General features: G+C 69.8%; 30 protein-coding genes. 14 read left to right on the top strand and 16 right to left on the bottom strand.

Going from position 1 to position 25,860, the window contains the following annotated elements; translation table 11 throughout:
* Positions 1 to 624: 624 nt before the first annotated feature.
* From Q7A36_RS32250 to Q7A36_RS32235, 4 genes are all read right to left on the bottom strand, one after another.
* Complete coding sequence (locus tag Q7A36_RS32250) at positions 625 to 846, bottom strand: hypothetical protein (protein WP_305107906.1); 222 nt, start codon at positions 844 to 846, stop codon at positions 625 to 627.
* Between the two features lie 431 nt (positions 847 to 1,277).
* Positions 1,278 to 1,502, bottom strand: coding sequence for a hypothetical protein (locus tag Q7A36_RS32245; protein ID WP_305107905.1), 225 nt, complete (start codon positions 1,500 to 1,502; stop codon positions 1,278 to 1,280).
* Positions 1,503 to 1,984: 482 nt separating this feature from the next.
* A complete protein-coding gene (locus tag Q7A36_RS32240) occupies positions 1,985 to 2,212 on the bottom strand; it encodes a hypothetical protein (RefSeq protein WP_305107904.1) in 228 nt (75 codons plus the stop codon).
* Entirely contained in the window at positions 2,212 to 2,436 is a 225-nt protein-coding gene (locus Q7A36_RS32235; protein WP_305107903.1) for a hypothetical protein, read from the bottom strand. Before Q7A36_RS32235 ends, Q7A36_RS32240 begins: the two co-directional genes overlap by 1 nt.
* Before the next feature lie 357 nt (positions 2,437 to 2,793).
* On the opposite strand from Q7A36_RS32235, the gene Q7A36_RS32230 reads away from it, so the two are divergent.
* Entirely contained in the window at positions 2,794 to 2,967 is a 174-nt protein-coding gene (locus tag Q7A36_RS32230) for a hypothetical protein (RefSeq protein ID WP_305107902.1), read from the top strand.
* A 109-nt stretch (positions 2,968 to 3,076) separates the two neighbouring features.
* Complete coding sequence (locus Q7A36_RS41770) at positions 3,077 to 3,370, top strand: zinc ribbon domain-containing protein (RefSeq protein ID WP_370655740.1); 294 nt, start codon at positions 3,077 to 3,079, stop codon at positions 3,368 to 3,370.
* A 53-nt stretch (positions 3,371 to 3,423) separates the two neighbouring features.
* On the opposite strand, the gene Q7A36_RS32225 is transcribed toward Q7A36_RS41770, so the two are convergent.
* The 9 genes from Q7A36_RS32225 to Q7A36_RS32185 all read right to left on the bottom strand — a co-directional run bounded on the left by Q7A36_RS32225 (position 3,424) and on the right by Q7A36_RS32185 (position 9,101).
* Entirely contained in the window at positions 3,424 to 3,660 is a 237-nt protein-coding gene (locus tag Q7A36_RS32225) for a hypothetical protein (RefSeq protein ID WP_305107901.1), read from the bottom strand.
* A complete protein-coding gene (locus Q7A36_RS32220; RefSeq protein ID WP_305107900.1) occupies positions 3,657 to 3,941 on the bottom strand; it encodes a hypothetical protein in 285 nt (94 codons plus the stop codon). Before Q7A36_RS32220 ends, Q7A36_RS32225 begins: the two co-directional genes overlap by 4 nt.
* 16 nt (positions 3,942 to 3,957) lie before the next feature.
* Complete coding sequence (minD, locus tag Q7A36_RS32215; RefSeq protein ID WP_305107899.1) at positions 3,958 to 4,794, bottom strand: septum site-determining protein MinD; 837 nt, start codon at positions 4,792 to 4,794, stop codon at positions 3,958 to 3,960.
* A gap of 41 nt (positions 4,795 to 4,835) precedes the next feature.
* Positions 4,836 to 5,522, bottom strand: a complete 687-nt coding sequence (minC, locus tag Q7A36_RS32210) for a septum site-determining protein MinC (RefSeq protein ID WP_305107898.1) — start codon at positions 5,520 to 5,522, stop codon at positions 4,836 to 4,838.
* A gap of 154 nt (positions 5,523 to 5,676) precedes the next feature.
* Positions 5,677 to 6,357: a hypothetical protein gene (locus Q7A36_RS32205; RefSeq protein WP_305107897.1), complete on the bottom strand. Its 681-nt coding sequence runs from the start codon at positions 6,355 to 6,357 to the stop codon at positions 5,677 to 5,679.
* Complete coding sequence (locus tag Q7A36_RS32200) at positions 6,354 to 6,707, bottom strand: hypothetical protein (protein WP_305107896.1); 354 nt, start codon at positions 6,705 to 6,707, stop codon at positions 6,354 to 6,356. The genes Q7A36_RS32205 and Q7A36_RS32200 overlap by 4 nt, the downstream gene beginning before the upstream one ends.
* A gap of 84 nt (positions 6,708 to 6,791) precedes the next feature.
* On the bottom strand, positions 6,792 to 7,502 hold the full coding sequence (locus Q7A36_RS32195; protein ID WP_305107895.1) for a CHASE3 domain-containing protein: 711 nt from the start codon (positions 7,500 to 7,502) through the stop codon (positions 6,792 to 6,794).
* 75 nt (positions 7,503 to 7,577) lie between these two features.
* A complete protein-coding gene (locus Q7A36_RS32190; protein WP_305107894.1) occupies positions 7,578 to 7,913 on the bottom strand; it encodes a hypothetical protein in 336 nt (111 codons plus the stop codon).
* Between the two features lie 201 nt (positions 7,914 to 8,114).
* The gene (locus Q7A36_RS32185) at positions 8,115 to 9,101 is read right to left on the bottom strand and encodes a transglycosylase SLT domain-containing protein (RefSeq protein ID WP_305107893.1); all 987 of its coding nucleotides are present in this window, start codon (positions 9,099 to 9,101) and stop codon (positions 8,115 to 8,117) included.
* Between the two features lie 130 nt (positions 9,102 to 9,231).
* Here Q7A36_RS32185 and motA point away from each other — a divergent pair, with 130 nt between their 5' ends.
* Genes motA through flgA form a run of 5 tightly spaced genes read left to right on the top strand, consistent with a single transcriptional unit; the run spans position 9,232 to position 14,570 of the window.
* Complete coding sequence (motA, locus tag Q7A36_RS32180; RefSeq protein WP_305107892.1) at positions 9,232 to 10,125, top strand: flagellar motor stator protein MotA; 894 nt, start codon at positions 9,232 to 9,234, stop codon at positions 10,123 to 10,125.
* Between the two features lie 5 nt (positions 10,126 to 10,130).
* Complete coding sequence (locus Q7A36_RS32175; RefSeq protein WP_305107891.1) at positions 10,131 to 12,545, top strand: hypothetical protein; 2,415 nt, start codon at positions 10,131 to 10,133, stop codon at positions 12,543 to 12,545.
* A 2-nt stretch (positions 12,546 to 12,547) separates the two neighbouring features.
* On the top strand, positions 12,548 to 13,300 hold the full coding sequence (locus tag Q7A36_RS32170; RefSeq protein WP_305107890.1) for a flagellar hook basal-body protein: 753 nt from the start codon (positions 12,548 to 12,550) through the stop codon (positions 13,298 to 13,300).
* 20 nt (positions 13,301 to 13,320) lie between these two features.
* A complete protein-coding gene (flgG, locus tag Q7A36_RS32165) occupies positions 13,321 to 14,103 on the top strand; it encodes a flagellar basal-body rod protein FlgG (RefSeq protein WP_305107889.1) in 783 nt (260 codons plus the stop codon).
* Between the two features lie 8 nt (positions 14,104 to 14,111).
* Positions 14,112 to 14,570 (top strand): flagellar basal body P-ring formation chaperone FlgA, encoded by a 459-nt coding sequence (gene flgA / locus Q7A36_RS32160; RefSeq protein WP_305107888.1) that lies wholly within the window; start codon positions 14,112 to 14,114, stop codon positions 14,568 to 14,570.
* A gap of 92 nt (positions 14,571 to 14,662) precedes the next feature.
* On the opposite strand, the gene Q7A36_RS32155 is transcribed toward flgA, so the two are convergent.
* Positions 14,663 to 15,688 (bottom strand): RNA-guided endonuclease InsQ/TnpB family protein, encoded by a 1,026-nt coding sequence (locus Q7A36_RS32155; RefSeq protein ID WP_305107887.1) that lies wholly within the window; start codon positions 15,686 to 15,688, stop codon positions 14,663 to 14,665.
* Between the two features lie 110 nt (positions 15,689 to 15,798).
* On the opposite strand from Q7A36_RS32155, the gene Q7A36_RS32150 reads away from it, so the two are divergent.
* The 3 genes from Q7A36_RS32150 (at position 15,799) to Q7A36_RS32140 (ending at position 17,616) form a co-directional block, all read left to right on the top strand.
* Entirely contained in the window at positions 15,799 to 16,569 is a 771-nt protein-coding gene (locus tag Q7A36_RS32150; protein ID WP_305107886.1) for a flagellar basal body L-ring protein FlgH, read from the top strand.
* Between the two features lie 116 nt (positions 16,570 to 16,685).
* Positions 16,686 to 17,090: a flagellar basal body-associated FliL family protein gene (locus tag Q7A36_RS32145; RefSeq protein ID WP_305107885.1), complete on the top strand. Its 405-nt coding sequence runs from the start codon at positions 16,686 to 16,688 to the stop codon at positions 17,088 to 17,090.
* Between the two features lie 289 nt (positions 17,091 to 17,379).
* On the top strand, positions 17,380 to 17,616 hold the full coding sequence (locus Q7A36_RS32140; protein ID WP_305107884.1) for a hypothetical protein: 237 nt from the start codon (positions 17,380 to 17,382) through the stop codon (positions 17,614 to 17,616).
* Positions 17,617 to 18,378: 762 nt separating this feature from the next.
* Here the strand turns inward: Q7A36_RS32140 and Q7A36_RS32135 are convergent.
* Positions 18,379 to 19,269: a C2 family cysteine protease gene (locus Q7A36_RS32135; protein WP_305107883.1), complete on the bottom strand. Its 891-nt coding sequence runs from the start codon at positions 19,267 to 19,269 to the stop codon at positions 18,379 to 18,381.
* Positions 19,270 to 19,477: 208 nt separating this feature from the next.
* Positions 19,478 to 19,654, bottom strand: coding sequence for a hypothetical protein (locus Q7A36_RS32130; RefSeq protein WP_305107882.1), 177 nt, complete (start codon positions 19,652 to 19,654; stop codon positions 19,478 to 19,480).
* Between the two features lie 95 nt (positions 19,655 to 19,749).
* On the opposite strand from Q7A36_RS32130, the gene Q7A36_RS32125 reads away from it, so the two are divergent.
* The 4 genes from Q7A36_RS32125 to Q7A36_RS32110 form a co-directional block, all read left to right on the top strand.
* Positions 19,750 to 21,576 (top strand): ATP-binding cassette domain-containing protein, encoded by a 1,827-nt coding sequence (locus tag Q7A36_RS32125; protein WP_305107881.1) that lies wholly within the window; start codon positions 19,750 to 19,752, stop codon positions 21,574 to 21,576.
* Entirely contained in the window at positions 21,573 to 23,765 is a 2,193-nt protein-coding gene (locus Q7A36_RS32120) for a peptidase domain-containing ABC transporter (protein ID WP_305107880.1), read from the top strand. Before Q7A36_RS32125 ends, Q7A36_RS32120 begins: the two co-directional genes overlap by 4 nt.
* On the top strand, positions 23,762 to 25,078 hold the full coding sequence (locus Q7A36_RS32115; RefSeq protein ID WP_305107879.1) for an HlyD family type I secretion periplasmic adaptor subunit: 1,317 nt from the start codon (positions 23,762 to 23,764) through the stop codon (positions 25,076 to 25,078). Before Q7A36_RS32120 ends, Q7A36_RS32115 begins: the two co-directional genes overlap by 4 nt.
* Positions 25,079 to 25,088: 10 nt before the next feature.
* Positions 25,089 to 25,860 (top strand): hypothetical protein (locus Q7A36_RS32110; RefSeq protein WP_305107878.1); only part of this gene is annotated, 772 nt, incomplete at its 3' end.

Below are 25,860 nucleotides of genomic sequence, written 5' to 3'. Positions count from 1 at the left end.
TACCTCTGCATTGTGGTTTTGACCGGTTGGCTACCCCAGAACGATCCGGCCCATTTTGTTGTCGGTTTGAAGCCCTGTCCTCGACCACGAGGCGGGCATAGCTTCCAGCGGAAGAAATTCTCGCCACTGCAAGTTGTTGCCGTCCGCCGCCCCGCCGCATGACCTCGCCCAATGCTTGACCGTAAGAAACCGGCCGGCCAACCGGTCAAAATCACTGTGCCGAGGTACTAGCCGCAAATCAGGTAACTACGTACGTCCGCAGACGGAATGGCAGGATCCTCGGACAAAAAGGGCCGGCACCGTGGGCGGGCGCCGGCCGAGTTTGTGGAGGCTGCAGAGCCGTTGTCCGCAGCTAATGGTAGAAAAGCACCATCGGGCGTGACGCTGGAGCTGCTGGAGCCTCAATCAACGACGCTCTGCCTAAGGCGCGATTAGTCCTGTCATTTTTCACCCCATGGTGACGGCCCAGCGCCGCCACTCTCAGTTTCGTTGCCTGCTCAGCACAGGCCGTCCGTGCTCGTATCCGGCAGCCACGAGTGCCTCGCGCCACGGTGCGCCCGCGGTATGGAGAGGGGGCGTCTTCCCGCAAGTCCTACCCCGCGTCCCCTCTCCGCCCGCGCCGTCCTACTCCGGCGGGTCCGCCAGCAGGTCCCACGGGTTGGTCGGCGGCCCTGGCACCACGATGCCCAGCCGCACTGCTGCGTCCTGGAGCAGCGCTATATCGCCCTCTCGCCACTGACGCCGGTTCAGCAGCTTCACCGCCTCCTGTGCCGGCATCCCGAGTGCCTCGCCGATGGCGACCGGGGTGGTGATCCCGCGCTCCTCCAGCGCCCGTTCGATCGTCATCCGGAGGCGGATACTCGTCAGCCGATCGGCCCGCCGGGCCCGGCGATCGGCCGACGGCTTGGGCTTTGACGGCGGCACGTCTGGCGGCTGGGTCATGCCGCGCAAGTAGTCCAGGCGGAGAGCGCCGTCACCGCACGGAGGGGCTACCGGACCACAAGCAGGAGGGTAACCGAATACATTCCATTTCAATCATCTTCTCGTGAGACTCACGATAGCCGTGATGACACGGCGCCGTGACCCCGAGCAGACTGCCGGAGCGCCCCAACCATTCGCCTGGCTGGGCGCAGTCCAAGCCAAATTCCGGAAACATTTCCTGTACTCGGCCCGCGCAGTCCCCTGCCGCGGGCCGTTTCTTGCTGGGGGCTAGATAATGGCCACGGCCTTGCGCTGCATGGCCTTCCGCTGGCAGCCGTCCCGCATCATGGCGAGGATCACGCGCATCTCGCCCGACACCCGAGCCTGCCATTGGCCATACGCTGGATGTGGCGCCGGATCGTCTCCAGCCTGCGGTCATCGCCGCGCTTCTTCAGCCAACGGGCAAACTCGCTCTGGCCCATTCCGAGCGCCTCCAGCTCGGCCCGGAACCAAGCCGCGCTCTCCGGCGTGCCGGTCGTCGGCGGCGGGCGGGTCGCCTCGCTGTTGTCGGTCTCGTCCATGCTTGAACTCTCAAGCGCGTCCTGACTGCGCCTGCCCGGCGGGTAATCGAGGCGCAGGGCGCAGTCACCGCACGGAGGGACGCCAACCCGCATGCATTCCATTTCAATTACATCCGCGCGAGGGAAGCGACAGCGGCAATGACACTGCCCCGTGACTTCGCGCAGGTTAGCGAGGTGTCCTGGCCATCGCCGTGCCACGGGCGCGAATCGGTCTCAGCCAACTTGGCCCGCGCAGCCCCCTCGCGCGGGCCGTTCCTTTTCCAGAAGGCCGACCTGCATGTCGCTTGAGCCGCCCTCGCAGCCCCCGACCTGCGTCACGTGTCGGCATTGGGGCACGCCAGGTGACGGCGGCGGGATGCACCGCAAGTGCCAGGAGGAGGAGAATCTGCAGGAGCTGGGCGAGCGGCTGCGCGCGATGTGGGAGAAGTGCCCGCGCTGGACGTCGCTGCGTCATTGACGAAGACCCAGCCGACTGCTGCCCGTCACATCTCCGGCGACCAGTCCAGTACCCGCTGCACAACGCTTTCAGCCGTGCGCATCGCGTCGGCTGCGCTCTGCTCTAATCCCCGAAACTCGGCGCGGTCGCGACCCTGCCGCCAGATCGCCCACATCCAATGGGATCCGTCACCCGTGACCGAGAGATCGTAGTCACCAACTGTGGCGGCGTGCTGCGTCAGTGCCCCGATCTTCGCTTCAGTCCACTTGGCCATCACGCCGTGCCCGCATCACGCGCCAGCCCGCGTGCTACGTCCTCTGCCGTGACTTTCGCTGCGTCGAGCGCGCCGCCCCGCCCCTCGACATCACCGTGTCTGTCGCAGCGGACGAACCAGTGCCATGCGTTGCCACCACCGATGACGGAGAGGCGGCAGCATCCTGCTTGGGCAGCGTGTGCCTGAAATTCGCCGCCCATCATCTGTTCCCAGTCGGCCGCCATCACGCATCCCGTCCCAGCAGCCGCCGAACCTGCCCGGCCGAGAACTCGTTGCCGGTGGCTGTCTTGAACCCAAGCTTGGCAAGCTCGGACGCGATCTCCCGCATCCATTAAGCTCGGCCGTGACGGTCCAACCGCCAGGTTCCGGGTGTCAGTCCTGCCCTGCGATCCACGCCTCGAGCCTGTCCTGGCTGTGTCAGCGGTGCAGCGCGTCGCGGGCTTCGGCTTCCGTCACATTCCCCTCCCCGGCTTCGGCCAGGGAGCCGATCTTTCACGTCTCGGCCAACCTTTGCGTTCGGATATCAACCTTTAGGATATTAAGAGCATAGAATTATCGCGCTATTAATGTGGAACCCTGTCGTGGCGCGATTCCTGGAACAGATGGAAGGGCTGGTCGCCGAGGTCGCTCTGGCGGCCCCGGTGCGTGGCTGGGTGGCGCTGCGGCTTATGGACGCGGCGATCCTGATGCTGCGGGTGACGGCCATCCTGGTGCTCCTGTCGCCCCTTCTGGGCCTCGTCATCTTGCTCAGCTGACATCCAGCAACCGGTTAACTAGCGTCGCCCGTAAGTTCCGGGCCGACCCGTCGCGCCAGAGATCCCGCCCAGCAGCAAGCCGCAACTTGGTGGCCTAGCTCGCACGACGATGGCGAAGTCCGTCCTCGATGCGGGATGGAGCGCGTTTCGCTCGATGCTCTCGTACAAGACTGCCATGAGGCGGGGAGCACGGTTCGTGGAAACGAATGAGCGGCACAGTACCCAGACCTGTTCCTCGTGCGGCGCACGGGGCGGTCCGAGAGGGCCGAAAGGTCTGCGAGTGAGATCGTGGGTATGCGATGGCTGCGGTGTTCTGCACGACAGGGACACCAACGCGGCTCTGAACATCCTGCGGTCCGGTCGGAACATCGACCGCCAGCGGACGGAAATCCTCGGTCTTTAAGCCGGGGAAGATGTTAATCGGCCCGTGCCGGATCCGGCGGCCGGGCCGGCGCCTCAGCGACGCCGGTTGATCCGGATGACGACGCGCCGCGCCTGGCCGCGCCGGGGTGCGGCGGCACGAGCCCGCATCGCACCCATGGCGGGCAGAGCCAGGATGGCAAGGCCGGCCAGCACGCCCTGCTGCCAAGCCGCGAAGGACTCTGGCGACAGGGTGAGCGCCGCACAGGCGGCGACCCCTGCAAGGCCGAGCGGCGGCAGCAGCCACCGTGCGGCCAGGTCAAGCGCGCTCATGACCAGCTGCGCCGGGCGGGCCCGGCCTCGGTCTGCCGGCGGCGCACGCCGAGGTCGATGTCGATCTCGCGCAGCTCGAGGCGCTGCGACATGCCGACCCGCACGCGGACCTGGCCGCCGCGGGCGAGCTTGCGGATCTCCCTGAGACAGGCCTCCTGCAGCCGCTCCGCGATGTTGTCGCCGAGGACCGCGGCGCGGTCCGCCTGCACCTGCTCACGCAGTCGGCTGGCGGCGAGGTGGGCCGAGCCGCGCCGGGCCTGCCATCGCTGGAAAAGGTTCATGCTCGGTCCTCCGATCTCAGCCGCGGCGGAACAGCCGCATCAGGAAGCCGCGCTGGGCATGGCTGCCGGCCCCCGCGGCGCCGGGCAGCCGGATCGGGTCCTGCGTCTCGCCGAGGAAATGCGCCACGGCATCGCGGTAGGCGACGCCGGCATCGGTCTGCGGGTCGATGCTGGCGGGCACCCCGGCATTGGAGGAGCGCAGCACGGTGCGGCTTTCCGGTACGATGCCGATCAGCTCGGCCGAGAGGATCTCCTTGATCTCGTTGACCGGCAGCATCTCGCCGCACTTCACGCGCTCCTCGTCGTAGCGCGTGACCAGCAGGTGCTCGCGGACCGGATCGCGACCCTCCTCGCTGCGCTTCGACTTGGAGCCGACGAAGCCGAGGATGCGGTCGGCGTCGCGGATCGAGCTGACCTCGGGATTGCAGACCACGATGGCATGGTCGGCGTGGTAGAGCGCGGCCATGGCGCCCTGCTCGATGCCGGCCGGGCTGTCGCAGATGACGTAGTCGAACTCGGCGCGAAGCTGCTCCATCACGCGGCCGACACCGTCATTGGTCAGCGCGTTCTTCTCGGCGGTCTGCGAGGTGGCCAGCACGAAGAGGTTGTCGATCTGCTTGTGCTTGATCAGTGCCTGGGCGAGCTTGGCCTTGCCGTCGGCGACATGCAGGAAGTCGTAGACCACCCGCTTCTCGAGGCCAAGGACGAGGTCGAGGTTGCGCAGGCCGACATCGAAGTCGACGGCGCAGACGCGATGGCCGCGCATGGCGAGCGCGGCGCCGAAGGCGGCGGTGGTGGTGGTCTTGCCGACACCGCCCTTGCCGGAGGTGACGGTGATGACGGACGCGGGCATGCGGGGTTCTCCCTGATGCGGATGCGGGCTGGTGGTTGGGGTCAGGGCAGCGGCTCGAAGCGCAGCAGCCCTTCGGCGATCCGGACCTCGGCGGGACGGCCACGCCAGGCTTCCGGGATCTCTTCGGCACCGAGCCAGAGACCGGCGATGGACACCCGGCTCGGATTGAGATTTTTCGCATAGATGCGGGCGTCGCTGTCCCCGCCCGCTCCGGCGAAGGCGGCGCCGCGCAGGGCACCGTAGACATGGATGCAGCCATCGGCCGAGATCTCTGCCCCGGCGGAGACCGGGCCGAGCACGACGAGGTCGGTCCCGTCGGCATGCAGGCACTGGCCGGAGCGGATGGGATGGCGGACCACCATGGTGCTGCGCCGCTCGGCCGGTTCGGCGGGGGCGACGCTGCCGAGCAGCGGCGCGATCCCGGCTGCCTCGGCGGCGTCCAGCACGGGCCCGCGTCGCGCCTGCGCGGCGGCCGGCACCAGGCCGAACTGGCCGAGGGTGGCGAGGATGCCGGGGACATCGCCTGCCGCGTCGGGCGCGAGGCCGGTGAGGTCGAGCACCAGCGGCGTCTTCCAGAAGAGGCTCGGCGTTGCCGCGATCTGCGCCGCGAGGGCGGCCTCGAAAGCCGTCGGCGTCATGTCGCCGATCTCGAGCGTCACCATCAGATGCGGGCTGGCCCGCAGGCGGAGCGGCGGGTTGGCATGCGGGGGGGCGGCCATGTAGGTCATCGGGCAGCTCCGGTTCTTACCGTTCCTCGCATTGCCGCGGAGAGCAGGTACCATTCGGGTACGCGATCTAGATACGGACAACGGAGATTTTTCGCAACAGAAAAGCTAAGGGATGTTCGCGCCCTGGTTGGATGACCCGGGGCTGCCGCGCCGGTCACGCCACCAACAGCGCCGGCACGAAGGTGGTGAAGCCGAGGCGCGCCGCGGCGACCTCCCGCAGCCAGAGCAGGAAGCTGGCCTGGCCATGCAGGAGCGGCCCATCGAGCCGGGCCTGCGCCACCGGCAGGGCCCGGCGCGCGGCAAGGGCGCCGGCGACCCGGCGCACCGCCGGCAGCAGGTCCTCCTCCGGCGCCTCGGCCGGCGGCAGCCCGGTCGCGGCGAGGAATCCCGCCAGGCTGCAGCCCGGTCCGGCCGGCGCGAAGCCCGGCGAGGGAATGGCCGGCAAGGGGTGCAGCCGCCCGTCGTGCCAGGCCAGCAGCCGCATGTCGTGCCGGCCCGACCCGGGCGGCACGATGAAGCCGAGCAGGTCGCCCGGCGCGGCCTCGACCTGTCGGCTGAGCCAGTCGAGCGCGGTCTCGAGGAAGCTGTCGTCGGCCGGCAGGCTGGCGGAGGCGATCAGGCGCAGCCCGCCATCGGGCTCCGCGACCAGGTGGGACCCTCCCGTCGCATGGTCCAGGCTCTCGCCCGTCAGCAGCAGCATGGCGGCGGGATGCCGGAACAGCGGATGCGCCGGCAGGGGATGCGGGACGTCCCCGCGCAGCAGGGCGGCGAGCGCCGGGTCGGCCGTGCCGAGCCGGGCATCGAGCTCGAGGCGCGCCTCGCGCAGGGCGGTCATCGGCGTGCCGTCCCGCCCACGGGCGGGGTGTCCAGCCCGGCCAGCAGCGCCGGCAGCCGGGCCGGCTCCGCCGTCACGCGCTGGCGGCGGACCTGCCGCGGCGGGTCATCCTGCGGATCCTCCTCGACGAGGACGAGGCTGAGCGGCACCTCGCTGACCGCACCGGCGAAGAGCCCCTCCCGGTAGGTCAGCACCAAGCGCGGCGGGCCCTCGCCGCAGAGCGTCGCCTCGATGCCGTCGAGCAGGGCATCGTAGACCGGGGCCTCTGCCGCCAGGGCGGAGATGCGGAGGAGTTCGAGGCCGTCCTGGACCAGGCTGGCCTCGCCATTGCCGTGACGCTCTAGGATCATGCGGCGTCCTCTACCATGAATAGATAGGGGCTCAGAAAGAATTTCGCATCAGGCCGATCATGCCATCGCAGTCGGAAGGCGACCTCAGGGCGAGCGGCCCCAGGCGCCCGGCTCGGCCATGGCAAGGCGGATGCGGCTGAAGTCGATGCTCGACCGGGTGCGCCGGCGATAGGCGACGGCCCCCGCGAGCAGCATGCCGAGGGCGACCGCGACGGACAGCGAGAGGGTCGCCAATGCCCTGCGTGCCTCCTGGCCGGTCGCCTGCAGCCGCTCCTGCAACGCCTGCAACTCGCCGGTGCGCAGCGCGAGGATCGTGTTCCGCGCCTCCAGCATCAGGCTCTGGCCCCGTTCGGCCTCCTCCGCCTGCAGCGCCGCCGCGCCGCCAGCCTGCTGCTGCTGCACCTTGTCGGCGAGGTCCGCCAGCCGCCTGTCCGCCACCGACCAGAGCCGCTCGAGCGGCACGACGGGCGGCGCGCCCTGCGCGGTCAGCCGCTCGAGCGCGGCAATGGAGGTGCCGACCCGCAGGACGGCGCTCTGGTAAGGCAGCAGGGCCCGGGGGTCCTGGCTGAGCATGAAGTCGCGCTGGCTGCGCTCGGCGTCGGAGAGCCCGGCCAGCACGGCGTCCGCCTCGGCGATGACCGCCTGGGAGTGCTCGACCCAGCCGCGGGTACTGTCCAGTCCGTGCATCGCATCGGAGGTCCAGGCCAGAGCGGCGGCGAGGAGCGGCCCCTTGATGAGCAGCGCCGTGGCGGTGCCGAGCGCGAAGCCGCGGCTGCGGGAGGGCAATCGGGGCATGAGTGAACCTCGGTTCCGGGCTACCCAGAGTAGCACGGATCCGGCGTACTTATGCGAAGAATTGATAGGGCAGGACTAGCACTGGCCCATCGGGTTGTCCCAGCAGGGATGCGCCAGCTCGCCGATATGCTCCTCCAGCCCGGCGACGCGCAGGGCCCAGCAGCTCGCCCAGCCGCCCGGGACGTCGATCAGGACGTAGTGGCAGGTGAACTCGGAGAGCTCCTCCGGGTCGAGCCGGAGGCCGAGCCAGGCATCGAGATGGACGACCGCCTCGGCCCGCGAGCGGAAGGTGGCGACGACATTGCGTCCGGCCGCGCCGATCTTCGACCAATAAGTCTGCTCTGCACTCCGGCCGACATAGATGCCGCGGTCCGGATGCAGCAGGACATAGCCATGGCTGAGGGTGAACAATAGCCGCTCCGCTCCGCTCGGCATCGGGAGCGGAAGAATGCCATCGCCCGTCCGCGGCCCGGAAGGCCGGCGGTGTCTCAATTCCTATCGCCGCCCCAAATGATGGGGCGAGTCATCCGGCCACCTTGCTGGTCGGCCTGGCCGGTCCGGACCTTCGCGCCGTTCAACCGATGCGTCGAACCGCTCCGGCCATCGGTCGCCTCAGCCTCGGGCCGTCCGCGTGTCGGTCCGCAGCGCGGCCAGGACTTCGGGCGGCAGGGCCTGCGAGGCGCCGCGCGCGGCTTGGCGGTATCCCAGGCCGCGGCCCGGGCCATGCCCCACCAGTCCATGCCCGAGGCTATGCCCGAGCCGGTTGAAGACCTTCGCCAGCGTCGCGGTCATCGCCCGCTCCGCCGCATGCGCCACCCGCGCCGGCGTGCTGGTCCCGGTCACGCCGGCCAGGGCGGTCGGCAGGCCTTGTGTCGCATCGCCCGTGCCGGACTGGAAAGACACCGGGCCCTCGGGCGGCGTGGCGCCGATCTCGGCATAGGCGCGGGCCAGCCGCGTCCGGATCCCCTCCATGAAGCCGCTGACCGTGAGCGGGCTGCCGTCGGCGGCGCGGAACAGCATGGGATTGGCGGCCGCCGCCTCCGGCAGGACCGCGCTGGCCGGCTGCGCGGGGTTGGCGGCGAGCGCCTGCAGCGCCTGCCGTGCGCCGCCGGCGCCCAGGAAATGCCCGAGATAGAGCTCGGCCGCGTCCGGTCGCCGGCCGAGCGTCGGCGTCAGGCTGTCGGAGATGTCCCGCAGATACTCACCGGCCATGCGGGCGGAGATCTCCGGGTCGTCGCGCAGGCCGAGGATGCGGCTGCGGAGCGCCGGGTCGGCAACCGTAAGCCGGCCGCCGGCGCCGCGGGTGATCGCCGCCGCTTCCTCGCCCAGCCCGTGCTCGGCGCCCTTGCGCCGCACCATGTCGAGCCAGGTCTGGTCGACGAACTGGAACAGGCCACGGGCCGAGGAGCTGCGGGCCTGGGCATTCGGTCGGAAGCCGCTCTCCACCGCCGCCTTGGCGGCCAGGGTGTCGAAGCCGATGCCGGTGGCGGCGGCGGCGCTGCGGATGGCACTGATCACCTCGGTGCCGGCGGTGTAGCGGCCGAGCTGCTCCGTCCGGCCCGTGGCGGCAGACTCGCTGGGGAGAATGGGGAGCGGCAAGCGACACCTCGCAATGTGCGAAAATGAAACTAGCAGGCGAATGTGCGAAATGCTATGAGGAACTGCCGGTTGCGGAATTCGCTTGCCAAGGCCGGTTTTCAGCAAGCAGCCATACAGGATCGTCTCCGCAATGCTCCAGATTGCCGGACTAGCCGGAGTCTTCGTCGCCGTCTTCGGCGGCTACATGCTCGCCGGCGGGCATATGGGGGTGATCCTGCACGCCCTCGGCGGCGAGATGATCGTCATCGGCGGCGCCGGCGTGATGACCATGCTGATCGCCAACGATACGAAATGCATCGGCAAGATGCTGAAGGGCTTCGGTGCCGTCTTCGCCGGCCCGCGCTGGAAGCGCGCCGACTATGCCGACCTGCTCTGCCTCACCTTCCTGCTGATGCGCACGCACCAGAAGGAGGGGCCGGCGAAGCTCGAGCGGCACATCGAGAAGCCGCAGGAATCGCCGATCTTCAGCCGCTATCCGAAGGTGCTGCGGGACGCGCCGCTGCGCGAGCTGGTCTGCGACACGCTGCGCTGCATCACCCTGAACAACAAGGACCCGCATCGGGTGGGCGAGATGATGGAAGGCACCATCGAGAAGCGCTTCAACGAGAACCTGAAGCCCGCCAAGGCACTGCAGAACATGGCCGACGCGCTGCCGGCGCTCGGCATCGTCGCCGCCGTGCTCGGCGTCATCAAGGCCATGGGCGCGATCGGCGAGAGCCCGGCGGTGCTCGGCGGCATGATCGGCTCCGCCCTGGTCGGCACCTTCCTCGGCGTCTTCCTCTCCTACGGCCTGGTCGGCCCGGTCGCCGCCCGCATGAAGGCGATCCACGAGGAGGAGCGCCGCATCCTCGACGTCACCCGCGCCGTCATCACCAGCTACCTCGACAATCTCGCCCCGCAGCTCTGCGTCGAGGTCGGCCGGCAGGTGGTCCCTACCCACCTGCAGCTCAGCTACGACGAGCTCGAGACGCAGTTGCGCGATGCCGGGCGGGCAAAAGCCGAAGGCGGCGAGGGCGGGGAGTGATGTCGATGTTCCGCGCCGCTCTGCTCGCCTCCGTCCCGCTCGCCCTGCTTGCCGCGCCGCTCCGCGCCCAGCCGACGCCTGCCGCCGCCGAGGCCGTGCCCGGGCGCGCCGCGCCGGCATCCGTCCTGGTGCGCACCGGCCAGCATGTCGGCCATGGCCGTGTCGTGCTCCACCTGCCCTCCTTGCCGCCTTATACCATGCGAAAAAGCGACGATGGCTGGGAGCTGCGCCTCACCGGTGACTATGCGCTTGATCTCAGCACCATCCGCCCGCTGACCGAGCTTTCGGGGCTCGCGGCGCGGCGCGAGGGCGGCGAGACCGTCCTGACGCTGCGGACCAACATGGAGGCCGAGGCGCGCTCCGCGACCGGCAGCGGCATGCTGTGGATCGATCTCCATCCTACCGCGCCGCGCGCCACTGCACAGGAGGCCGAGCGCCGCCGCCTGGCGGACCGCGCGGTCAATCTCGGGCTCATGACGCGCGAGCAGGCGGAGGCCGCCCTGCGGCCGGCCGCGCGGCCCGGCCCGGTGCCCGTGCCGAAACCGGCCGCGACGCCGCCGTCGGGCCCGCCTGTAGCCGCCGAGGGTGAGGCCGCCCTGCGCTCGCAGTTGCTGGCCCAGATCGGGCAGATGAATGGCGCGGCGCCTGCCGCCCCGGCGCGCCGGGGCGCATCGCCGGCTGCCCCCACCCGGCCAGCCGCCCCGGTCCGACCGGCCGCGGCGCCGGCCGTCGCGCCCGCCCCGGCCCCCGCGGCCGCGCCGGCGCGGCCCACCTGTGGCATTTCGCCGCTCTTTCCCGCCGGCTGGCAGGCAGCCTCCGGCTCGGTCGCCGACCGGCTGACCGCGTTGCGTGCCGCCTTCGCGCGCTCGCAGGAAAGCCTGGCCGAAACCGCCGATCTCGCCGAGTTCTACCTGGCGCAGGGGCTGGCCGAGGAGGCGGTGGCGCTGGCGCAGTCCCGGCCGACCGAGGGCCTGCCCTCGCCCGACCAGGCCCGCCTGGCGCGCGCGGCCGATGCCGCCCGGCTGCTGCTGCGCCAGCCGGTGGATGCCGACTCCCTGCTGCTGGCCGATCGGCCGGAGTGCGAGCGCGAGGACCTCGCGCTCTGGCAGGCGCTGAACGCCGCGGCGACCGGCGACGCGGCCCGCGTCGCCGCCCTGGTGCCGCGCGCCCGCACCGCGCTGCGCGAGGCGCCGGAGCGGCTGCGCTTCGCCCTGGCCTTCGCCCTGGCCGATACGGTCGAGGAGGATGTCGAGGCGCTGCGCAGCCTGCTCGCGCCGCTGCGCAATGCCCGGGGCAGCGAGGCGGAGATGGCCGGCCGCGCCTGGTTGCAGGCGCGCATCGCCCGGCTGGAGAACAACCGCGACGAGGAGATGCGGCAGTTGACGCGCGCCGCCGGCGCCGGCCGCACTCTGCCCGCGCTGTTCGCCCGCGCCCGGCTCGCGGGCTTGCAGGCCGAGGCCACCGGCCCCGAGGCGGCGCGGGCCGAGGCACGGCTGGTGGACGTGCTGCGCACCTACCGCTTCGAGCCGCTGGGCGAGGAGGCGGCGGTCATGCTCGGCGGCCTGCTGGTCGGCCGCGGCGACTATGCCGGCGCGCTGGAGGCCGGCGAGAGCGCCGGGAGCGCCACCGCGCATCCCGGCGTCGAGAGCCGCGGCGCGCTGCTGATCGCGCGCATCCTGCGCCGCCTGATGACCGAGGAAGGCGGGAGCCCAGGTGTCGGGGAGCGGCTAGCGCTGTGGTGGCGCTACGAGGGCTATGCGACGCCCGGCGAGCGCGGCGACGACATCCGCATGGGCGCCGCGCGGCTGTTGCTGCGCCAGGGCTTCCCCGGGGCGGCGCTCGACGCCCTGCGTCAGCTCGGCCCGGCCACTGCCGCCTCGCCCGCCGGCATGGCGCTGCTGGCGCAGGCCGAGGCCACCGCCCCCGAGGGCGATCCGCAGCGGGCCCTGGCCCTGCTGCGCGACCTGCCGGCGAGTCCGGAGGCGCGCCGCAGCACGGCCGCCGCCCTGGCGCGGCTGGACCGGCCCGCCGAGGCGGCGCGCGCGCTGGACGGGCTGGGTGGCATCGCCGATCGCTTGGCCCGCGCCGGCTATCTCTACGCCGCGCGCGCCTGGCCGGCGGCCGCTGGCGCCTATGCCGACCTGCTGCGCGACCCTGCCCTGGATGCCGCCGGCCGGGCCGAGGCGACGCCGCGCTTTGCCAGCGCCGCTGCGCTGGCCGGCACCCGCCCGGCCGAGCCGGTGCCCGACACCGCGCTGGCGGTGGATGCGACCAGCATGCAGCTGCTGCGCCTGACCGCAGCGTCGGCGCCGGCCTCCGCTCCGCCCGCCGGCCCACAGGCCGGTGTCGCCGCGATCCGCACCGCGATTGAGCGCGCGCGCGACATCGAGGCCCTGCTACCCCCGCAGAAAGACCGCTAAGGATGGACGGACCTTCGATCATCGGCCTGTCGGGCCAGGTGGCGCTGCAGCGCCAACTGGACGCCGTCGCCAACAACGTCGCCAATGCCAGCACGGCCGGCTACCGCGGCGACCGCACCCTGTTCCAGTCCTATGTCCAGCGCCTCGCGGTGCCGGGCGGCCAGGTCTCCTTCGTCGAGGACCGCGCCACCTACATCGACCCGGGCCAGGGCCGGCTGTCCGCCACCGGCAACCCGCTCGACGTGGCGATCGACGGCGAGGGTTTCTTCGCGGTCGAGCGGCGCAACGGCCCGCCCGGCTATACCCGCGACGGCCGGCTGCGCGTGGCGCCCGACCGCACGCTGGTGGACGGCGCCGGCCGGGCGGTGCTGGACGACGGCAATGGCCGCATCCTGATGCCCGAGCGCGCCTCGAAGATCGAGGTGCGCGAGGACGGCACCATGATAGCCACCGTCGACGGCCGGCCGGAATTGGTCGGCCGGCTCGGCCTGTTCAACGCGGCCGACATGCGGGCGGTGCGCAAGGGCGGCGACGGCCTGCTCGACATCCCGCAGGCGCAGCTGCGCCCGGTGGACCCGGCCACCCGCAGCGCGCGCTTTGCGCAGGGCACGCTCGAGGACAGCTCGGTGCAGCCGGTCTCCGAGCTCGCCAGCCTCAGCGACGTCCAGCGCAGCTACGAGCGGATGCAGCGCATCGTCAGCGACGACCAGGACCGCCTACGGCGGATGATCGACGCCTTCAGCCGAACCTTCTGATCCGACCGAGGTAGACCATCATGCGTGCCATGAGCATCGCCGCCACCGGCATGCAGGCCCAGCAGACCAATGTCGAAGTGATCGCGAACAACATCGCGAACGCCTCGACCACGGCCTTCGCCCGCCGCAAGGCGGAATTCCAGGACCTGCTTTATCAGTCGGCCAGCCGCGCCGGCACCTCCACCAGCGAGCAGGGGACGGTGCTGCCAGTCGGCAGCCAGGTCGGCCTCGGCACCCGCAACGCCGCGGTGAATCGCGTGACGCTGCAGGGCTCGCTCTCCGAGACCGGCAACAAGCTCGACATGGCGGTCGAGGGGCGCGGGTATTTCGGCGTGGCGATGCCGGACGGCAGTGTCTCCTACACCCGCGACGGTAGCTTCAAACTCTCGCCGCAGGGCCAGATCGTCACGAGCGACGGCTATCCAGTGGAACCGACGATCAACGTGCCGGCCAATGCGCGCGACGTCACCATCAACCCGACGGGCGAGGTGATCGTCACCGAGGCCAATGGTCGGCAGCAGACGGCGGGACGGCTCAACCTCTACCTCTTCGCCAACGAGGCTGGGCTGGAGGCGACTGGCGGCAACCGCTTCCTCGAGAATCCGGCTTCCGGCGAGCCGACACGCGGTCTGCCCGGCGACCCCGGCTTCGGCCAGGTGCGCCAGGGCTACCTGGAGCAGTCCAACGTGAACGTGGTGCAGGAGATCACCCAGCTGATCCAGGCGCAGCGGGCCTACGAGATGAACTCGAAGGTCATCGAGGCTGCCGATCAGATGATGCAGACCGCCAACAACGTGCGCTGAGGCATTCCATGCTGCACATGTCCATGCCGGCTGCCGCCATTGCTTTCGGCGCCGTTCTCTTCATGCCACCGCCGGCCTCGGCCGGCGATGTCTGGCATGCCGCCCGCACGCTGCAGGCGGGCGACACGCTGCGCGGCGACGACATCACGCCCGCCGAGCCGCAGGGCACGCGGCCCCGTCAGGGGCTGATCGAGGCCGAGCGGCGGATCGTCGGGCTGGAGGTCAAGCGCCGCATCGCCGCGGGCCAGCCGATCACCGAGCGCGACGTGGGCGAGCGCGACATGGTGCGCGCCGGCCAGCCCGTCCGGGTGTTCTGGAAGAGCGGCGGCATGTCGCTGGAACTGCAGGGCAAGGCGCTGGAATCCGGCGCGCTCGGCAACACGGTGCGGGTGCATAACCCGCAGAGCGGCCGTACCTTCCGCGCCAGCGTCGTCGCCGACGGCACCGCCGAGGTCCAGAGCGAGTAACCGATCCCCACCCGAAGGCAGAGACTTATCCGTGCCGCCGTTCAGACGGCCAGAACACAGGGTCTGGTTACGGCGGCCCTGGCGTGGATGACCTACGCCGCGTTGAGGTCTGCGGGTGCGTTGTGTCCGCAAGAAGCGCAGGAGAAGGTGGCTTGATCCGGCCTGTTCTTCTTGTCGACGTGGCCGCACCTCGCGCATTCGCGGAAGGTGTTGCGCGGATCGATGCCGATCACCGGCACTCCGGCCCGCCGTGCCTTGTATCCGATGTCGGTACGAAGCTGCCGGAAGGACCAGTTGGACAGGCTGGCTCGCTGATTGCGGCGGGCCGTGACCCGATCGCGGATGCCCTGGAGATCCTCCAGGGCGATGCCGCGGCCGGTGCGTTGCGCTGCCTCGACGAGAGCCTTCGAGATGCCGTGGTTCTGGTGGCGCTGATACCTCGCTTGCTTGCCGGCCAGTTGGCGGAGACGACGCCTGGCGGCTTTGGTGCCGCGCTTCTGGAGCCCGGCGCGGCGCTGCTCCTGTCGGCGCCGTTTGTGCTCGATCTCGGCGCCGCGGTGGACACGGCCGTCGCTGTCGGTGGCGATGTTGACGATACCGAGGTCGACTCCGAGCCAGTCGGACGTATCGAACCGATCAGTCTCAGGGACGTCGCAGGTGACAGCCAGCAGCCACTTGCCGCGCACACAGCACAGGTCGGCTTCGCCTTTGCGGCAGACCAGCAACGCCTGCTGATGCGCGCCCATCGCCGCCGGCACAACAATGCGGCCTTCAAGGGTCCACAGGCTGACTGCGTTGCCGCACTGCACGGAGCGCAGGATGCGGTCCTCGTAGGGCTGCGCCGCGTTCCGACGGCAAGCCGGGGCGGCGTTGCGGTTCACCTTGAAAGCATCGTTCACCTTGGCAATCGTCCGTACAGCGGCTTGTGCCGACAGCCCGAAGCACGCCCGAAGTGCCGCGTACGCGATCGTGTGCAAATCATACTGCCCGTAGGTGCTGGCGGCGTGCCCTTCCACAGCCAGCCACGAAGCGGCCTCATTGCAGCGCGCCAGGGCCGCCCTCAGGCACGCAGACTGCTTCGGTGTCGGCAGCAGCTTTACGGCGGCAACCAGTTTCATCCCGCCAGGCATGAAGGCGGCCCAGCCGTGCCGCACATCATAACACCGCGCTTCGCGCGGACCGCTATCCCTCCCCGGCCTGAAGGTCGGGGTTCCTCGCGGAGGCTTTGATGCGTTTTTCCTCCTGCCGCGGCCTCGCCCTCGGCGCCGCGCTGCTCGCCCTCCCGGCCTGCGACACGCTGAGCCATTTCCAGAAGCCGCCGACCATCACCGCGCCGGGCGAGATCGCCTCGGTCCCGCCGCCCGGCCCGGTGGACCCGCCACTCGAGGCGGCGATGCGCCCGGGCGAGGTGGTGCCGGAGGCCCGCATGGCGGGCTCGCTCTGGCGCGCCGGGTCCCGCACCTTCTTCCGCGACCAGCGGGCACGGGCCGTCGGCGATCTGCTGACGGTCGAGATCGAGATCGACCACATCGCCCAGTTCGACAACCAGACCCGGCTGGGCCGGGACAATGCGCAGAGCCTGTCCTCCCCGGCGCTGTTCGGCTTCCAGGGCATCCTCTCCCGCCTCGTCCGCCCGATCGCCGGCGGTTCCACCACGCCGGGCTCGGTGGTGGACGTCAGCAGCAACAGCACGGCGAACGGCACCGGCCAGATCCGGCGCGAGGAGAAGATCAAGCTGCAGGTGGCGGCGACGGTGGTGCGCCGGCTGCCGAGCGGCAATCTGGAGATCGCTGGCTCGCAGGAGATCCGCGTCAACAACGAACTGCGCGAGATCGGCGTGCGCGGCATCATCCGCCCGGAGGACATCCAGGCGACCAACCGTATCGCCTCCGACAAAATCGCCGAGGCGCGGGTCAGCTATGGCGGCCGCGGCGTGGCGAGCGACCTGCAGCGGCCGCGCTGGGGCGGTCAGGTCTTCGAACGGATCCTGCCCTTCTGACCGCGGCGCCCGGCGGCCCGAGGCCGCCGGAAGAGGCACCGATGGTCACCGTCCTGGGTTGAAACGATATCGGCATGGTGCAAGAAGCGGCGCGAACAGCCGAGTGGATACTTGCCATGCCCGTGTTTCGCCGACGCCATGCACTGCAGGGCGCCCTGGCCGTCCTGCCTGCCCTGGCGGTCAGCGCCCGTGCCGCCGAGGGGCCACCGAAGCGGGAATTCGAGTTCCTCTCGCTCGGCGACTTCACCGTTAACCTGCCCAGCACCGAACGGCGCATGCGCTATGTCGTCGTTTCGATAACGATAGAAACTAAGGGGGAGAAGACCCAGGCCTTCCGTGAGCTCACGCCGCGGCTGCGCCAGGCCGCGCTGCAGCGTCTGCTGCAGATGGCGCAGAGCCGCATGCTGCAGCCCGGCCAGACCGACACCGCCCTGCTGCGGGAGGGCCTGTTCGAAGGCATCGCCACGGTGCAGGAGGAGGGGCTGAAGGATGTGGTGATCACCCGGCTGCTGCACAGCTAGCCGCGTCGGCATCAGTAGCGCAACGGCAACGGGGTCCTGCGGTTCACGTCAAGAGCCAAGGTGCCTATGGTGGTGGCCCCTCGGTGATGCCGGATCGGCAGCCATGCCCGGTGTTCCTGCTGGCCTGCTGGCCAAGCCTTTGCCTTCCCTCTGATAAGCCGCGCTAGGTTGAGGGGTTGCCGATCCAGGCAGCCACAAAGAGAGTGGTCCGGCCCCGGTCCACCGCTTGAGGCACCGCCCCTGACGATATGTGCGCAGAACGGAAGCGCCGCTGTGGTACTCGGCAGACATGTCGACAGCCACCGATGGTTTGGGCGCGCTGAGCACCGCTTTGGTCGGACAGCATGCAGCGCGCTACAGCGATGCATGCGCGATTGCCTATTTCGAGTTGGGCATCCTGCTGGCACACGCCGGTGGCGAGGTGCCGGACTGGCTGACGGCTGCACCACGCTGGGCTTGTGCCGCAGCGGCTATAGGCCGCTCGGCAGCCCGTCACAGGCTGCGCGAAAGCCGTTTGAGCCGATGACCGCCCGCCGTTTTCCATTCCAGGTATCCTGCGATCTGCACTTCACGCAGGGTGAGCGACGGATGGTTGCCGTGTGGTGCGCGTTTCGTGGGCCCGCCTGGTCAGTTCAGGCCGTACCGACCGCGACTGGCTATGAGGCGCTCAGCATCGCCACCCCCAGCCGAAAGATGGAAGGCAACGAGCCTGCGCCAACTTGGCTCGTCAGGAAGATGCCAGCTGGCCTGCTCCTGATCGATGTCGTCGCCGACAGGGTTGTCGGGCGCTACCCGTCGGTCGCCGATGTCCTCGTAGCGGTCATGCATGTCGAGGGGGCGGAGGAAGCAAACGACAACGAGCCCGAGCAGCGCGCGGTGCTTACGGAAACTCCTCGTTCGGATAATTCTTCGAGGGTTCGGCGCGCCAAGCGTCACCCTGCAGCGTGTCCATCGACCTGTGCCGGGACGCCTCCATCAACTTGAACGCCGGTGCTCCCGCCAACGCCGCTGGTGAGGAAGCCCGACCGCAGGTGTGGCCGTCGCACCGCCGCCGGGTACCAGAACCGCGCCGACTCAGCGTCGAAAGTCCTCGGCGCCTCGTGTAATGCCATACGCGTCTTCAGTGCGAGTTCGACACGACCTCGGTGCGCCGCGCTGACCTGCGCGCGCTGCCGGTCGGCAGTATGGTCGGTCGGACCATCCGGAGTCCCGGGACCAGCTCGCCGGCGTCAGGCGGCAGGCGGCCGCGCATGGCGCCAGGCGAGGCCCGCCCGGCGCCGCTGGCGCCTCAGAGGTGGCAGTAGTCGAGCTGCACGAAGGCCTTCGAGAGCTGCGACACGGGCACATCAGCCGGCTGGTAGGTGCCCCAGGGATTCAGGAGGTGCACCGCGGCGGTGCTGCCGGTGCCCACCACGCCATCGAACATGTAGCAGTGGCCGGCAACGAGCCCGTAGGACATGCTGCCGCTGCCGGTGTCGAAGGTGAGCATGTTGCCCGCGGCGACCATGGACTTCAGCGAGGCTTCGGTGAGGCCGACGGTCGAGGTCGAGTGGGCGACATGGCCGGTCAGCACCTCCATTGTCAGCGCGGGGTAGCCGCCATAGGCGATGGCCGCATAGCCGCCGGCCAGCGTGGCGAAGGCCTTCTCGATGACCTGCGGCCAGATCTCCTTCACACCGTTCAGCACATCCTGCGTCGCGCCATTGTTCACCGCGTAGGTCGGGAAGACGTCGCTGACCGTCACCTGCACCGCCTTGAAGGCGGTGCTGCGGTAGGTCGGCATGTGGCCGCTCGCATCCTGGAACAGGGTCACGGTCTGCGTGCCGTTGCCGTTGTCATGGATCATGTTACGGATGGCCGAGGGGTTCCAGAGCGCCTCCTCGCCAAGGGGCGAGAGTACGTAGCAGTCGCCGATCTGCCCCTGGTGGATGTCGACGGCGCTGATCGCCGTCGTGGTGCCGGCCTCGGTGAGGTAGAGCGCCATCGGGAGCGCCGTGCCGCCGACGGCCAAGGGCGAGAAGGCCGTGCTGGACTGCCAGCTCACCAGCGGATCGGGGAGCGGTAGCTGGGGCAGGTCGAAGCCGGCATGGCCAAGGTGGAGCGCCGCATCGGCGGCGAGCTGGACGAAGGCTGTCTCGGTGCCGGAGTGCGGATCGAGATCGTCGGTATGGCGCGGCATAATCAACCACCTGCGGTTGTGTTACGCCACACAAACCATGAGCTAAAGGTAGAGTACAGCCGGTCCCGTACCTCAAGTTGCATGAGCGCGTGGCGTGACCCGCATCGGCCTGCGACGCGGGCCTGGGCGCATGCCCCGCCGGGCAGCGGTCCGTGGGCGGCGGTCCGTGCGCACCGCTGCACGATGGCCGCCCCGCCCGGCTGCCCGCTCAGGCGAAGACGCGGCGTGCCAGCACCCGGACCAGGTCCAGCGGCCGTGTGCTGGTGATGGACCGCACGTGATTGCTGGAGAAGATCTTGCGTATCAGCGCCGCCTGTACCGGCACCGGCGCCTGGAATGCGAGGTGCAGCGATCGGCCGCTGTCGCAGCGGAGTTGCTCCTGCACCTCTCCCACTTCCTCGATGCAGAGGTCGTGTGAGTGGCTCCAGAGCGCTCCTGTGTTTCATTCATGAGTCGTTAACCGTTATGCGGAAAAATATCGTGAGCGTTCTCGCCACCTCTCTCAAGAGCTCGACGGAACGCGACGCGCCTGAAGGGCCGATTTCCAGATCTTCCACCATCTGCTCTTCCGAACCCAGCCGAGGGGGCTGGGAGAGCGATGCGTGCCCACAGAGCGCGTGTTTCGGAGGCAGTAGCATGCAGGCGGCACCAGGGACGTCGTCCTGGCTTGCGGCACCCCTGTCCACCACCATCAGGCGGTATGGCAGCGGCACACTGCCAAGCCTCTTGCTTGCCACCCTCCTGGTCACGCTGCTCGCCCTCGCCCTGCCGATCGCCCTGCTGCAGGTTTATGACCGGATCCTACCTCAGGCGTCGCTCGGCACGCTTGGCCTCTTGACCGCCGCCGTCACCGCAGCAGTGATGCTCGAGCTGGCATTGCGAGTCATTCGTGGCGAGGTGCTCGGCCGCCTCGCCGCGGCGGCGGAAGCCAAGCTGCAGGCAGAGGCCGCACTGCGCATCGCCTCCACCCGTTCAGCCGCCTTCGAGGCGCACGGCAATGGCTGGTATTCCGAGCGCCTCGCGGCGATTGGCAGCCTGCGGGAGGCTTGGTCGGGTCCTATGCTGCAGACCCTGCTCGATCTGCCCTTTGCGCTGCTTTACCTGCTTGCCGTCGCGGCCATATCGGGTCCTCTGGCCCTCGTCCCACTCAGTATGCTCGGCTGCGTGCTGGTACTCGGGCTGCTCGTTGGCTGGCGCGTGCGGCGGCGCGCGGAGCGGCTGACGCAGAGTGAGGAGCGCCGCTTCAACTTCCTCTTCGATGTCCTGCACAGCCTCAGCTCGCTCAAGCTGATGGGCGCCGAGCGACTGCTCGAGCGTCGCTACGACCGCCTGCAGGGCGGCTCGGCACGCCTTCGGCGCGAGCTGGCCGAGGCCAGTGCCGCCGGTCAGGAAGGCGGGTTGCTCTTGTCCTACCTTACCACCCTGGGTACCGCTTCCTGGGGCTGCCTCATGGTGCTGGACCAGCAGCTCACTGTCGGCGGGCTCAGCGCCTGCACGATGCTGGCGGGACGCTCCATGCAGCCGCTTCTCGGCGGGATCGCGCTCTGGGTGCGTTGGCAGATGCTGCGTGATGCCAAGCGCCGGGTTGCCGAGCTGGCCACCCTGCCGATCGAGGCGCAGCTGGAGCGGCCACCACTGGCCGTGCCCGAGGGGAGGATCAGCCTACAGGAGGTGCGTTGCGGTCGGCAGCTTGGCGGCTGGCTGTTCGATGGCCTCTCGCTCGAGGTGGCGCCCGGGGAGTTCGTCGGGATCACCGGTCCGAACGGCAGCGGCCGCTCCACGCTGCTCCGGATGGTCACCGGTGAGTCGCAGCCCGTGAAGGGGCAGGTTCTCGTGGACGGGCAGGACCTCTCGCAGGTGAACGTGGTCCCGGCACGCTGTCACGTGGCGCTGGTACCACCCGACCCGGCGTTGATCGGCGGCACGCTGCTCGACAACCTTACCCTCAACCAGCCCACGCTGGAGGGACGGGCGCTGTCGTTGGGCGCGGCGCTCGGCCTCGAGACGGTGGCGGCCGCGCTCCCGGGCGGCTGGCAGACGCCGGTCGGCATCGGCGGCTCGCCGCTCGCCCGCGGTGTCGTGCAACGTATCGGGCTGGTCCGCGCCCTGGTGCAGGACCCCCGCATCCTGCTGCTGGACGACGTGACGGCACAGCTCGACGCCGACGGTGATGCGCGGCTTGGCCGCCTGCTGGTCGGGCTACGCGGGCGCACCACCATCCTGCTGGTCAGCCATCGCCGCTCCGTTCTCACCTTGGCGGACCGGGTGCTGCGGATCACCAACGGCCGGCTGGAGCCCGGGCCATGAACGCATTCTCCCAGTCGCTCCCCACGGCATCCGACGGCGTCGCCACTGCGTCCGATCCGGGCGTGCTGCTGCTGCATCCGCCGGGCATCCAGGACACGGATCTCACCCGCTGCCTCGCCGCCTTCTTGGTTGCACTACGCTGGGACGGCGGAATGGACGACCTGCTCGGCGCATTGCCACATGCCGAACCACGGCCGGACCTGACTGACATCCGCAATGCGCTTGCCGGCCTCGGCTATCCAACACGGCCAATGCGGCTCCGCCGCGGGCGTCTCGACGCCCGACTGCTGCCGGCGCTGCTGATCCGCCGCGATCACCCGGCGGCGGTGCTCTATCATGACGTGAACGGTACGGCGCTGCTGTTCGACGGCGGGACTGGCGAGACACGGGCCTGCATACCGGAAGGGCTGTCCGGCCGACTTTATCTAACGATGGCCCCGGCAGCGCCGAACCCGCGCGAGAGCTGGCTAGGCGCCTTGGCACGGCGGTTCATCCCGAATGCACCGGTGTTGCTCGGTATCTCGGCCCTGGTGACCGTGTTCGGCCTGACCATGCCGATCTTCACCATGCTGGTCTTCGATCTCGTCGTTACCAGCCACCGGCCCGAGGTTCTCACGCTGTTGGTACCAGGTGCCGTGACCGGCCTGCTGGGTGAGATTGGCTTTCGGGCGCTTCGCCAGCGGGCCCTGGCCCGCATCGGCGAGAGGCTGGACCGGCTCGTGTCCAGTGCTGTGTTCGGCCAGATTATGGTGCTGCCGGCCGCCTTGGTGGAACGCGCCGGCACCGCAGCGCAGATCTCTCGCTTGCGCGACTTCGCCGCGATCCGGGACGTGTTGACAGGCTCCTTCGCGCTCGCACTGCTCGACCTGCCCTTCACACTACTCGTACTCGGGCTGCTACTGGTCTTGGGTGGCTGGATCGCCCTCGTCCCCATCCTGTCGGCGTTCGCCTTCATTCTGCTTTTCCTTGCCAGCCGTGGTGCCGTCCGCCGCGCCATCAACACGGCGTCGCAGGCCGGGCAGGCGCGCGATGTGCTGGGCATCGAGTTGTTGGACGCGCACCGGTCGCTCAAGCTGGCGGGTGCCGAGGGCCGTTGGGCGGAGGCCTATGCCGCAGCGGCTGCCAGGGCGGCGCTCGCCTCCGCCAGGGCTGCGGCGCTCAGCAGCCGGGTCACCGCCACTGCGCAGGTAATCGTGACCCTGTCTGGTCTCTCAGCCATGACCCTGGGCGTGATCGCGGTGCTCGCCGGCGGCATGTCGGCCGGCGCACTTATCGCTGGCATGATGCTGATTTGGCGGGTCCTCGCACCCATGCAGACCGCCTTCCTCATGCTGTCGCGCTGGGAGCAGACGCGCGCCTCCATTCGTCAGGTGGATGGTATGATGAGTCTTGAAGGCGAGCGGCCCGCCGCGACCCGCCGCCGCCTCGCGGCGCCCGAGCACGGCGACATCGTGTTCCAGCGCGTCTCGCTCCGCTACCTGCCGACGGCGGAGCCAGTACTGGCGGGCGCCAGCTTCGCCATCCGCCATGGCGAACTGATCGCGGTAACCGGGTCAGGCGGCTCGGGCAAGTCGACTCTGTTGCGGCTGGTCGCCGGCCTCTATCGGCCACAAAGCGGCGTGGTGCGAATCGGCGGCCATGATGTCCGGGCCTTCGATCCGACCGTTCTGCGCCGCGCCGTCGCCTATGTGCCGCAGTCGCCTGACCTGCTGTACGGCACCATCGCACAGAATCTACGTCTTGGCCTACCCAGTGCCTCGGACGAGGATCTGCACCGCGCATGCGCCGAGGCGCATGTGCTGCAAGCAGTAGAAGCCCTGCCCGAGGGTATGGCGACGCGCCTCGGCGACAATGCGACGGCAGGGCTGCCACGCAGTGTCCTGGTACGGCTCTGCCTCGCCCGCGCGCTGCTACGTAACGCGCCAGTGCTGCTGCTGGACGAGCCAGTGGCCGGTCTCGATGACGATTGCGCCGAGGCCTTCGCTGCGGTCATCGCGTCCCGGCGTGGGCGATCCACCATCCTGATGACGACGCACCGACCGAGCCATGTCCGACTTGCCGACCGTGTTCTGCGTATCGCCGATGGATTGGTGGAGGAGGTGCCGCCCGCCGTTGCCGGGCGAGCAGCGTCGGCCGCGCCGCCCCTTCTGCGCATGCCGGTTTTCCAGCCTCCGGGGCGTCCGACATGAGCAAGATCATAACCCTGCCCCGCGCGAGCTTGCGGCCGAGCCCGGACCGGCACGTTCTCGCGCTCGAGGAGGTTCGGCTGCAAGGCGTCGAGCGCGCCTTCATTCTTGGGACAGCCATGCTGATTGTTCTCCTGCTGGTCTGGGCGCGGGCAGCCCACCTGCCGGAAATCGCGGTCGCGCCCGGGGAGGTCGCCACTGCTGTCGCAGCCGCGCCCGTCCAACACCTCGAGGGTGGGATCATCGAGGCGGTGCTCATCGTGGAGGGTGAGGAGGTAAGCGAAGGTCAGCCCCTCCTGCGACTGCATGACGCCGCGGCGCGTGCCGATCTCGGCCAGATGCAGGTGCGCAACGCCGCGCTCCGGCTGCAGGCGGACCGGCTCTCGGCGCTGGTCGCCGGCGGCGATCTACCGGAGGGTGGCGGGCTGGTGGTGGCACAACGCGCCGCTCTGCAGGCGCGTCTCGCGGCGCAGGAGGCTCAACGCGTCACGCTGCAGGAGCAGGTGGCGCAGCGCCGGAGCGAGATCGTCACGCTGCGTGGCCAGGCGCAGGCGACTGAGCGGCAGGTAGCCATGTTCCGCGAGGAGTTGGCGACCCGCCAAACGCTTGCCCGTGACGGCCTGTCCACGCGTACAGCGGTATTGGACGCCACGCGGCTGCTGCTGGGGGCCGAGGCGGAACGTGAGCGCATCAACGGCCAGCTCGTAACTGCCGGAAGGGCGTTGGCCGAGTCTGAGGCAAGGCTGGACGAGCTTCGCTCTACCCGGGTGGACGAGGCGCGTCAGGAGATCGCGCGCATCACGCAGGAAATCGCCGAAACCGAGGAGATGATTGGGCGCCTTGCGGACCGGGTCGAGCGGACGCTGGTGCGGGCGCCAAGTGCCGGCGTGGTGCGCGGCCTCTCGGTCACGCGTCCGGGTAGCGTCATTCAGCCGGGTGCACTCATTGCGGAGATCCTGCCGCGTGACGCACGGCTGGTTGCAGAGGTGCGCGTCGCGCCGCGCGACATTGGCTTCGTGACACCCGGCGAGGCGGTGAATGTGAAAGTGCAGGCCTTCGACTTCTCGCGCTATGGCACGATCGAAGGCAAGGTCGAGCGAATCTCCGTAGGCTCCTTTCAGGACGAGCAGCATCAGCCCTATTGGCGCGCGCGCATCACGCTGGCGCAGGCTCATGTCGGGCGTAACCCCGAGCTCGCGCGCCTAGCCCCGGGCATGATCGTCTCGGCGGAGATCACGACCGGGCATAAGACCGTCCTGCAATACCTCCTCAAGCCGCTCTACGCCTCTGTGGCGACGGCATTCCGCGAACGATAGGAGCTGCCGCATGAGCGGATCCGAGGCCACAGGCCGGGACGAGGCCGTCGTCGAAGCCGATGCATTGCGGCAGCTGCGCGCGACGGTCCGCGGCGTGCCTCAGCTTGCACCATCCACGTCCGGCCTCATGCTGGGTGGCGTCACAAGCAGTGCGACCACCCACCCTGCACCGACTGAGGGTGCAGGGTCCGAGGAGCTGGACCGGATAGGGGGACCGGAACGTCCAGCCGCTGACACGACCATGCGCCTGGTCGAGACCGTGGATGGAGAAGGGATTGCCATCGGCGAGCTCCTGCTCGAACGACCCGAGCTCGGCGGAACGCGGGCAACTATCGGCAATATACCCCAGCGGCATGCCGGGGAGGCATCGCCAATTGCAACGATGCCGGTGGCGCAGGCGATGGCCCCCGAGGTCGCCACCGCGGCGCATCTCGAGGCGGGCAGATTCGACGCCGTCGCAGTCCCTGGTGTGGGGCCGATGCCGCCGGAGCCGGTCCGCCATGCCGCACCATCCGCTCCGCGGGAGGCTGCTGCGGCTGGCCAGTCGGCGACCACTGTGGCTGCAGGACTCCAGGAGGCACTCGCCCCACCAGCGGTGGTGCCCACCGCGGTACCCGAAGCGATCCCCCTCCATCCGGTGGTGCATGCGGCGGCGGTGACGGGCGACGAGGATACCGCCATCCGGCTCGACCTCTCGGCCGCGCTGACCGACACCGACGGCTCGGAGGCGCTCTCGGTCACGCTGCTCGGGGTGCCCGCGGGTGCCACGCTCTCGGCCGGCA

The organism is Paracraurococcus lichenis, from assembly GCF_030657435.1.
Taxonomy (GTDB): domain Bacteria; phylum Pseudomonadota; class Alphaproteobacteria; order Acetobacterales; family Acetobacteraceae; genus Paracraurococcus; species Paracraurococcus lichenis.
Note: the sequence above shows the minus strand (reverse complement) of the source record. Positions and strands in the feature narration are given on the sequence as shown.

What these genes read in the sequence shown, in the direction of transcription:
- Q7A36_RS32115 (WP_305107879.1), top strand. Translation starts at nt 23,762, where the DNA reads ATGAGCAAGATCATAACCCTGCCCCGCGCGAGCTTGCGGCCGAGCCCG.
- Q7A36_RS32175 (WP_305107891.1), top strand. Translation starts at nt 10,131, where the DNA reads ATGTTCCGCGCCGCTCTGCTCGCCTCCGTCCCGCTCGCCCTGCTTGCC.
- Q7A36_RS32120 (WP_305107880.1), top strand. Translation starts at nt 21,573, where the DNA reads ATGAACGCATTCTCCCAGTCGCTCCCCACGGCATCCGACGGCGTCGCC.
- Q7A36_RS32140 (WP_305107884.1), top strand. Translation starts at nt 17,380, where the DNA reads ATGTCGACAGCCACCGATGGTTTGGGCGCGCTGAGCACCGCTTTGGTC.
- minC (WP_305107898.1), bottom strand. Translation starts at nt 5,522, where the DNA reads ATGACCTACATGGCCGCCCCCCCGCATGCCAACCCGCCGCTCCGCCTG.
- Q7A36_RS32195 (WP_305107895.1), bottom strand. Translation starts at nt 7,502, where the DNA reads ATGCCCCGATTGCCCTCCCGCAGCCGCGGCTTCGCGCTCGGCACCGCC.
- Q7A36_RS41770 (WP_370655740.1), top strand. Translation starts at nt 3,077, where the DNA reads ATGGCGAAGTCCGTCCTCGATGCGGGATGGAGCGCGTTTCGCTCGATG.
- Q7A36_RS32170 (WP_305107890.1), top strand. Translation starts at nt 12,548, where the DNA reads ATGGACGGACCTTCGATCATCGGCCTGTCGGGCCAGGTGGCGCTGCAG.
- motA (WP_305107892.1), top strand. Translation starts at nt 9,232, where the DNA reads ATGCTCCAGATTGCCGGACTAGCCGGAGTCTTCGTCGCCGTCTTCGGC.
- Q7A36_RS32200 (WP_305107896.1), bottom strand. Translation starts at nt 6,707, where the DNA reads ATGATCCTAGAGCGTCACGGCAATGGCGAGGCCAGCCTGGTCCAGGAC.
- Q7A36_RS32235 (WP_305107903.1), bottom strand. Translation starts at nt 2,436, where the DNA reads ATGGCGGCCGACTGGGAACAGATGATGGGCGGCGAATTTCAGGCACAC.
- flgG (WP_305107889.1), top strand. Translation starts at nt 13,321, where the DNA reads ATGCGTGCCATGAGCATCGCCGCCACCGGCATGCAGGCCCAGCAGACC.
- Q7A36_RS32245 (WP_305107905.1), bottom strand. Translation starts at nt 1,502, where the DNA reads ATGGACGAGACCGACAACAGCGAGGCGACCCGCCCGCCGCCGACGACC.
- minD (WP_305107899.1), bottom strand. Translation starts at nt 4,794, where the DNA reads ATGCCCGCGTCCGTCATCACCGTCACCTCCGGCAAGGGCGGTGTCGGC.
- Q7A36_RS32135 (WP_305107883.1), bottom strand. Translation starts at nt 19,269, where the DNA reads ATGCCGCGCCATACCGACGATCTCGATCCGCACTCCGGCACCGAGACA.
- Q7A36_RS32240 (WP_305107904.1), bottom strand. Translation starts at nt 2,212, where the DNA reads ATGGCCAAGTGGACTGAAGCGAAGATCGGGGCACTGACGCAGCACGCC.
- Q7A36_RS32145 (WP_305107885.1), top strand. Translation starts at nt 16,686, where the DNA reads ATGCCCGTGTTTCGCCGACGCCATGCACTGCAGGGCGCCCTGGCCGTC.
- Q7A36_RS32155 (WP_305107887.1), bottom strand. Translation starts at nt 15,688, where the DNA reads ATGAAACTGGTTGCCGCCGTAAAGCTGCTGCCGACACCGAAGCAGTCT.
- Q7A36_RS32250 (WP_305107906.1), bottom strand. Translation starts at nt 846, where the DNA reads ATGACGATCGAACGGGCGCTGGAGGAGCGCGGGATCACCACCCCGGTC.
- Q7A36_RS32150 (WP_305107886.1), top strand. Translation starts at nt 15,799, where the DNA reads ATGCGTTTTTCCTCCTGCCGCGGCCTCGCCCTCGGCGCCGCGCTGCTC.
- flgA (WP_305107888.1), top strand. Translation starts at nt 14,112, where the DNA reads ATGCTGCACATGTCCATGCCGGCTGCCGCCATTGCTTTCGGCGCCGTT.
- Q7A36_RS32205 (WP_305107897.1), bottom strand. Translation starts at nt 6,357, where the DNA reads ATGACCGCCCTGCGCGAGGCGCGCCTCGAGCTCGATGCCCGGCTCGGC.
- Q7A36_RS32225 (WP_305107901.1), bottom strand. Translation starts at nt 3,660, where the DNA reads ATGAGCGCGCTTGACCTGGCCGCACGGTGGCTGCTGCCGCCGCTCGGC.
- Q7A36_RS32220 (WP_305107900.1), bottom strand. Translation starts at nt 3,941, where the DNA reads ATGAACCTTTTCCAGCGATGGCAGGCCCGGCGCGGCTCGGCCCACCTC.